Origin of the sequence: Duganella sp. BJB476 (assembly GCF_003416895.1) — a bacterium.
Lineage (GTDB): Bacteria > Pseudomonadota > Gammaproteobacteria > Burkholderiales > Burkholderiaceae_D > Rugamonas.
The window spans coordinates 250,825-258,782 of sequence record NZ_QVIO01000009.1; the positions used below are offsets into that span (position 1 = coordinate 250,825).

Annotated in this window: 5 protein-coding genes and 2 pseudogenes; 6 read left to right on the top strand and 1 reads right to left on the bottom strand. The window is 54.7% G+C overall.

Going from position 1 to position 7,958, the window contains the following annotated elements:
- Nucleotides 1-272 precede the first annotated feature (272 nt).
- From D0T21_RS32660 to D0T21_RS28470, 6 genes and pseudogenes are all read left to right on the top strand, one after another.
- Nucleotides 273-733: pseudogene (locus tag D0T21_RS32660) on the top strand (IS3 family transposase); the annotation flags it as partial.
- Nucleotides 734-1,459: 726 nt separating this feature from the next.
- A complete protein-coding gene (locus tag D0T21_RS28450) occupies nt 1,460-1,951 on the top strand; it encodes a chemotaxis protein CheW (protein ID WP_116993285.1) in 492 nt (163 codons plus the stop codon).
- A gap of 184 nt (nt 1,952-2,135) precedes the next feature.
- Nucleotides 2,136-3,863 carry a methyl-accepting chemotaxis protein gene (locus D0T21_RS28455; RefSeq protein ID WP_116993152.1) on the top strand — a complete coding sequence of 576 codons (1,728 nt, stop codon included), beginning with the start codon at nt 2,136-2,138 and terminating at the stop codon, nt 3,861-3,863.
- Between the two features lie 84 nt (nt 3,864-3,947).
- Complete coding sequence (locus D0T21_RS28460; RefSeq protein ID WP_116993153.1) at nt 3,948-4,712, top strand: transporter; 765 nt, start codon at nt 3,948-3,950, stop codon at nt 4,710-4,712.
- A gap of 28 nt (nt 4,713-4,740) precedes the next feature.
- Nucleotides 4,741-5,523 carry an ABC transporter substrate-binding protein gene (locus D0T21_RS28465; RefSeq protein WP_116993154.1) on the top strand — a complete coding sequence of 261 codons (783 nt, stop codon included), beginning with the start codon at nt 4,741-4,743 and terminating at the stop codon, nt 5,521-5,523.
- Between the two features lie 10 nt (nt 5,524-5,533).
- Nucleotides 5,534-6,538: a hypothetical protein gene (locus D0T21_RS28470; RefSeq protein ID WP_116993155.1), complete on the top strand. Its 1,005-nt coding sequence runs from the start codon at nt 5,534-5,536 to the stop codon at nt 6,536-6,538.
- Nucleotides 6,539-7,003: 465 nt separating this feature from the next.
- Here D0T21_RS28470 and D0T21_RS28475 read toward each other — a convergent pair.
- A pseudogene (locus D0T21_RS28475) lies at nt 7,004-7,330 on the bottom strand (helix-turn-helix domain-containing protein); the annotation flags it as partial.
- Between the last annotated feature and the right edge of the window lie 628 nt (nt 7,331-7,958).

Below are 7,958 nucleotides of genomic sequence, written 5' to 3' on the forward strand. Positions count from 1 at the left end.
TCGGAAGTGGCCAATGACATTATCGTAGCACAAATCTGTTTTCCGATCTGTATTACGAAATTGTAGTGCATGGTTCGGTGCATTTTAGTTCCTTTTGATGTGGTGTGTTGCAGTCACTGCAACTCAAGACGTCAATAAATCTATCTTGGTGAATGGGGTTGGTCGCGGACATTGTCAGTTCAATGCCGACGCCGGTGTGTAGCGAACAACGGTACGATGGAAGCAGCTGGCGACCATGCCGGCCTTTGCCTTCACGCGGCCATTGTCCGCGGCTGCGAACGTGGCCGTTGAGCGCAGCAAAGCGCGGGGCGACGCCCACAGCGGCGCCAGGTAGCCGCACCGTCCCCGAGCTGGAGGCGGAGAACGCGAAGCTGCGTAGAGAGCTTGCGGAAGCCCGCATGGAGCGAGATATCGTAAAAAAGGCGGCGGCGTACTTTGCGCGGGAGTCGCTGCCAAGTACGCGGTCATGAAGACAATGCGACTTGAATATCCGATTGCCGTTATGTGCCGTGTCTTTGGTGTTTCGCGCAGCGGCTACTACGCCTGGGCGAATGGCACATTGTCGCCGCGAGCGCAGGCCGATGAGCGTCTGAAGGTGGCCATCAAGGCGGTCCACACGCAAAGCCGCGAGACCTACGGGCCGCTGCGTATGCAGCCCGAGCTCGCGGCACAAGGTTTTGAGGCTGGCCGTGACCGCATCGCGCGCCTGCGTCGCGAACTGGCCTTGCGCTGTAATCCCAGTTGACACAATTGCTTTAATAATTCGGTAAGCCATTGAAAATATTAAGAAATTTCGGCTTTCCCGATACTGAAAAGATGGATTGACACATTTGCCGTCGCAAATGTGACACTTTCGCTTTCCACTACGGCTATCGACATCCTGTCCACCAAGCTGCGGATGCCGCTTCAAGTCCAACTGTACCAGACCCTGGCGCTGGAAGCGGGCTACTAGACCGGTGAGAAGCCTGTCGCGGCCGCGTTGGTGGAAACCGTGCTGTTGCGCCAACTCTGACGCTGTGCGATTACGTTCAGAGATCCATTTTTTAATGACGTACAGCCCACATAAATTTCTACGAGGTAAGAATTTCCTTACGGAAATTTAGGAATTCACTGATTTTGCCCTAAAAAACATTTCCATATAATTCGTTTTTTGGGGTAATTGATGTGCATTGCATCATGCCCTCCCTACGTAGAAACAAAGACAGGGGCGTGGAAAATATCTTACGTAAGCACGCAACTAACAAGACCAGTTGTACTGGTCTAATTGTTTCGGTCGATCAGAGTCAGGCAATCACGATCCCGAATATATCTTAGCACCCTTACGCATGACATTTCGGTCGGCTTGCCACGGCCAGTGATTCTCGTTCCTTGGCGACAAGCAGGGCGCGAATTCGTTGTCGAGTTTTAAATCGGGGTGTCTCCCTTTCCCAAGGAGTTTTGATTGAATACGGTACAAAACATCGCAGTAGCAGCCAAGTCTGCCGTTGCCGAGCCATTTAAGACACTTGAATTTCTTGCATTCAAGTTAGGCCAGGAAGAATACGGTATCGACATCCAAAAGGTGCAGGAGTTGCGCGGTTACGAAACCGTGACCAGGATTGCCAATGCACCTGAATTTATCAAGGGAGTGGTCAACTTACGCGGCATCATCGTTCCGATTATTGATATGCGCATCAGATTCAATCTCGGTACCCTGAACTATGACCAGTTCACGGTCGTCATCATCCTCAATATTGGTGGCAGGGTGATGGGGATGGTGGTCGATAGCGTGTCGGATGTGATTACGCTGTCTGCCGAGCAAGTCAAGCCTGCGCCGGAGATGGGCACGGCGCTAGACACCGATTACTTGATCGGCCTTGGCACGGTTGAGGCACGTATGTTGATTTTGGTGGATATTGAAAAGCTAATGTCTGGACATGAACTGGGCGTGATCGAGCGAATGGCAACATAGTTGGAATATATGAAAATAAGTTTGTACGGGCGCGTCCGTGCAAACAAAAATAAATTAGTCTTAATTCAGCCTATCTATCCGATAGCTGCCTGAATCGCGCTATTTCGAATGCTTTGCATCGTCCTACAGGATGACAATTCATTCGAACGGCGCAATCTACCGTGTTTGATAATCGAGATAATTTATGTTTAAGAATTTGAAATTGGCAAAAAAACTTGCGTTGGGATTTGGATTGATCGCCCTGATCACCGTCTTGACAGCGTTGCAGGGCATGCATAGCACGACTACATTAAGCGATTTGCTGACTGATATGTACGATAATAATCTGGTGCCGATCAAAGATATCGCGAACGCCAACATGCAGGCGATCTATCACAATCGCAGCTTATATGACCTGGGGATAGAGAACGACGAGGGTGAACGCGCCAAGATACGCGCCAGTTTGGACAAGAACCTCGTCCAAATGAACGCGCTGCTCGACAAGTATCGGAAAACATTCCTGACGGAGAAGGAAAAGGTGCTGCTCAAAAAGTTCGATATGGCCTGGCCTGTCTACATGAAAGCAGCGACCGATGTGGTGAAGCTGGCCAGTGCCGGCAACAACAAGGAAGCCCTGGAGGTGCTAAACGGACCAGGGACGACGACGTTCCAGATAGTCGACGACCTGTTGAGCGATCTGGTGGACGTGAACGATAAACTGGGCGAGAAATCAAACAGCGACGCCAAAGCAGCCGTTGCTGACGTCTTGAAGGAAAGTACAGCCTTGCTGATTGCCGCCATACTGCTCAGCGCCTGGCTCGGATACTGGATCACTCGATCCATCACCCGTCCCATGAACGAGGCGGTTAAAGTGGCGCAGGCGGTTGCCGATGGCGATCTGACCAGCCGTATCGTAGTGGATAGCAAAGATGAGACCGGGCAGCTGCAGCAAGCAATGAAGGATATGGTCGAGAGTTTGATACGGATCGTGAACGAAGTTCGCACCGGTACCGACACCGTTGCCACCGCATCCGGTCAGATTGCAGCGGGCAACCTGGAACTGTCCTCCCGCACCGAGCAGCAGGCCAGTTCGTTGGAAGAGACCGCATCCTCGATGGAGGAAATGACTTCGACCGTCAAGCAGAATGCCGACAATGCGCGCCAAGCCAATCAACTGGCGATATCGGCTTCTGAAGTGGCGGTCAAGGGTGGTGAAGTCGTGTCGCAAGTGGTCGAGACCATGGATTCGATTAACACCTCGTCCAAAAAAATCGTCGACATCATCGGCGTAATCGACGGCATCGCGTTCCAGACCAACATCCTGGCGCTCAATGCTGCGGTGGAAGCCGCTCGCGCAGGGGAGCAAGGGCGCGGGTTCGCCGTGGTCGCTACCGAGGTCCGCAACCTGGCGCAGCGTTCTGCCGCTGCCGCAAAGGAAATCAAGACCTTGATTGGGGATTCGGTGGAAAAGGTCGATATCGGCACCAAGCTGGTTGATCAAGCTGGCTCGACAATGCAGGCGATCGTCAAGAGTATCGAGAGCGTAACCGACATCATGGGCGAGATCACCGCGGCCAGCCAGGAGCAGACCTCCGGCATTGAACAGATCAATCAGGCCATCGCCCAGATGGACCAAGTCACTCAGCAAAATGCGTCCTTGGTGGAAGAAGCGGCAGCTGCCGCTGGATCGCTGCAGGATCAGGCCGGCAGCCTGGCTCAGGTGGTCAGCGTATTTACGATTAACCCGACACATTCGGCTACCGCGACGTCGTTGCAAGCTGTAAAGCGCGCGGCTGCGTTGGCCGACTCCGATTCCCATCCGGTCGGACCACATAACGTCAAGCGCACGCAAAAGAGCGCAAAGCCATTAAAACTGGCAGCGAATTCGTCCGCCTCTCAGGCCTCGGTTAGCAGCGATTGGGAAGAGTTTTGACCTCGCCGCGTTCGGTCGAGTTGGCAAACCGAGACCGAAGGACGGCCGGGACGAACTGATTGGGTGGGTGCATAAAGGAAATTGATGAATACATTTAAAGTGGTTGCATTACTCGCGGTGAGCGTCATAGCTGTTCCGCTCCACGCGCAGGACGGGACGGCGATCACGCCCTACCGGCCTTCGGTGTCCAGCCCGGCGCAATTGCCTACGCCTGGTCAGCTGGAATTCGAGACGGGGGGCTTGATCGGTAAGCTGGGTGACAGCAGGCGCGAGAGCTTACCGTACACCTTCAAACTGGCGTTCAACGAGCAATGGGGCGTTCTGATCGGTGGCGAAGCCTATGTCTCGACGCGAAGCGAGGGCGGCGCGCGCCAGCGCGGTTTAGGCGATACGTCGCTGGTGCTTAAGCGTGCGTTTTTGCTCGACAGCGCCACCGCGCTCGGCCTGGAGTTGGGAGTGAAATTGCCCAGCGCCCAAGATACCATTGGCAGCGGCAAGAGCGACCTCAACATCAATAGCATCTTCAGCCAGGATATCGGCGTTGTCCACATGGACGCTAATCTGAACGCGACACGGCTGGGTGCCTATGAGGCGGGTACTGGACGAATCCAAACCGGATGGTCTGCCTCGTTTTCCGTGCCAGTGTTGGAAAAATGGGGCATGACCACCGAAGTGTCGGGGACGCGCCGAAGCGGTCAAGCGAACACCGCCCAATTGCTGGTGGCCGCCGCGTATAGCCCGACCAAGCGCCTTACCATCGATTTTGGTGTTGCCAAAGGGCTGAATCCGGCATCCCAGGACTGGTCCCTGTTTAGCGGGGTGGTGCTGCCGTTGGCTAAGCTTTGGTAGGGCATTCTTGTTGGCGCCGTCCGAGCGTATGAAATTCGTAAAAATGGCGTGCCTTTCTATCTTGCTCTGCGAGTTTGCATCGTCGGCCATGGCATTGGGCAATGCTCAGACATTGCGCGTTGCGGTGGGAGAGACCAAGCCACCATATGTTTTTTCCCAAGAACAGCGAGGGGTGGAAGTTGAGCTGATCACATCGCTTCTGAACGGCGCCGGATATCAGCCACGGATGTTTTACTTGCCGAACAAGCGCGCCGAAATGATGCTTGGGATCGGCGCGCTCGATGCCGCCATCAGCCCGCGTGGCGCGTTCCTTTCAGAACCCTATATCGCGTACCAGAACGTCGCGATCACGCTATGCAGCACGCACATTGCTCCGAAAAGCATCGCTGACCTCTCCGGTCGGCGCGTTGCGGCCTTCCAGAATGCACATTTGTTTCTCGGCAAGGACTTTGCGGCCGTTGCCGCTGGAAACCGAGACTATTGCGAGCCGCCGCAGACTTCAATCAATCGCATGCTCTACGGCCGCCACATCGATGTGGGAATCAGCGATATCAATGTCTTTAAGGGAATAAACGATGAGATTGAGAGGAAATCGACGATCTTGGAGCCTTGGTGTTCCTACCCGCTATTTCGTCCAACCCAGTACCGGCTGGCCTTTCGTGATCGCAACGCCCGCGACCTGTTCAACAAGGCTCTGAAACGAGCGCTGAAAGGGAAACTATATGAGTCACTTGCCAAACGCTATGGTCTTCCTTCAATTGACGGCCATCCCTACTTCAAGCCCGGCTCGCCCACCCGAGGGCAAGGATAAGCCTGGACGCATGAACGACAACGATGGGGGGCGTCCGTCCAGGGCCATGGTCAAGCGCAGTATCGCCGACATCTTGGATCTGGTCCGGGAGTTTCAGGCGCGCCATGAAGGAAAATTTCCCACGACAAAGTCGCCATATCCACGGGCCAGCGGTAGCTGGAACGCCATTGATGGCGCACTGCGCAGGGGCGCCATTGTTCAATGCCAGCACTTCCAGCAACTGAAGGCGGCGCTGCTGCGGCGCGGCCTGACGCCGACCTTGGCGCGCCTGGATCCGTCGTATACGGCCCCGCGCACCCGGAGACGCCACTTCGCTGACATCCTTCAAATGATCGTGCATTCCAGCGAGCAGCATGGCGGCCGGTTCCCGCTGAGGACCGACCCGTTCGAGGTGCGCGGATATGTGGATACCTGGATTGCGATCGACAGTGCTCTGGTGGACGGTGCCGTTGGCGAATGTCCGCTCTGGATAGCGCATCGCGGCAAGATGGCGCAGCTTGGCGTCATGCCGTCGCTGGCGTCGCTGAATCCGCATTACCAGCCTGTCCGGCGCCAGCGGCGCTCGATCGCCTCGATTAAGGCGGCGATCGTCGTCCATATGACGGAGAATGCGGGCCGAGTACCAAGTCAGCGCGTGCGCTTTCCCATGGAGGCTAGGCACGACTCATGGAAGGCGATCTGCAAAGCCCTACGCTCAGGGATCATCGAGCATGATCGCGACTGGACCGAATTCCACCTGCGGCTTGAGCTGTCGAAGCGACATCCATCCTTGTTCACGCTTATAGACTGCTATCGCAGCGAGTTGCAAGACGCGTTCGAACTGACCCATCCGACTGAGCCCGGGACTCGCTCGGTTCCAGGTCCTCCGTTGAGACCAACTCACGTTGAAAAAAAACCTGTGCAATTTGGGGCGCTCGTGGCGCAACTGTTCTGCTTGCCGGCGGCGGACGCGGATGTCGATACCGTGTCCAGTAATCACCGCCTGGCCAGGACCTTGACGCGTTCCAAATGGTGAAAATTTATAGTGCAGTAAGGATTTCCCTATAAAAATAGCAGAATGTGCTGATTCCGTGAGTGTTGTGATATCGGTATTATTAATTATTGGTGAGAAATTTTGTACGGAAATTTTTGAGTGGATACGATACAAAAGGTCGCATCGCCAGGAAGAATTCCAAGCTATTTTTTAAAGTGTGCATATGACTATCGGTAAGAAAATGCTCCTATCGGAGGATAACGTATATCTCATGGGATATGTCTCTTGAACCGTAAACATGAGTTGAGAATCATCCACCGCCTGCAATTGCATGCGGCCCGACAGATTGCGTGGGATCTCCTTTTACTCAGTAAACCCAAGGGCGCGAAGAGCCCTCTGGGTGGGATCCAAAAGAGGGTACTCCGTACCCGTGTGTGGCTGTTTCATTGCATATTGCGTCACAACTGTTCGTTTGCTGGCAGGATTGACCCGGTCAGATTGACCCGCCCTCCATACCCTCGCGAACGCCGCGACCCTATCGTAAGACCCCTCGAACCCCAGTTCCTTTAGGTCCTCATGAATCTGTTTTAGCGTGCGCCGTTGCTTGCGTGTCCGCGCTGCTTCAGTCTTGAGTAGCGCGGAAAGCTGAAACGCGTATTTGTCGATGGCGCGGGTGGAACGCCGTTCGGCGTAGGCCGGCTCTATGGTTTCTGAGCGCAGATAGCGTCGGACGGTGTTTCTGGAGATGCCCAAACGCCTGGCGATCTCTCTCAATGGGACCTGGTCACGAATGTGCCAGCGTCGAATAATGCCTAGTAGTGCCACGTCGATCACTCCAATTCCCCACTCAATGTCGTGAGTAGGATTGTGTCTTATACGTGGGTCAGTTCGGTTTGCAAATTATGCGGTGAAATGGGTCAGATTTCGCTGCAAATCAACACCATAGTCATGGGCAGAACCAATTAACGGAAATCGCCTTCCTGTTCCGCACAATTCAGACAAACCCGCGCCAGGCGGGCTGCTTTACACCCGCCCGGCCCCTCTTAACACTTCTCCAACTGTTGCTAAACCCAATGGCCGCGCCAGATCGCCCGCTCCGGTGGCGCGTGATGCAAGCGTTGCCGGTGGTATTTTCGCCACCATGGTGATTTTTAATAGTTGATGATTTTATAAGTCCTTGCGATAATCGCAGCACTGTCAGCCCTCACTAGCGGCGCCGGCATGCCACCTCCTTAATCCAGCCTGATGCTAGCTTTTCAGACCGGCCCGCGACGCGGCGCACCACCTCTCTCGTTTGCCTTATCACGCTATTGTCATTTGACGCCGTCGCCTCCAGCTGAAGCGCGTTTCGCTTGTCCCGACGTCTATTGCAACGCATCCCCACGGGATGTCCGACATGAGAAGGACAAGAAATGCGAGCTGCCTAAATCCGCCGCCCCTCGGCTCCCCCTCCTGTCTCTTA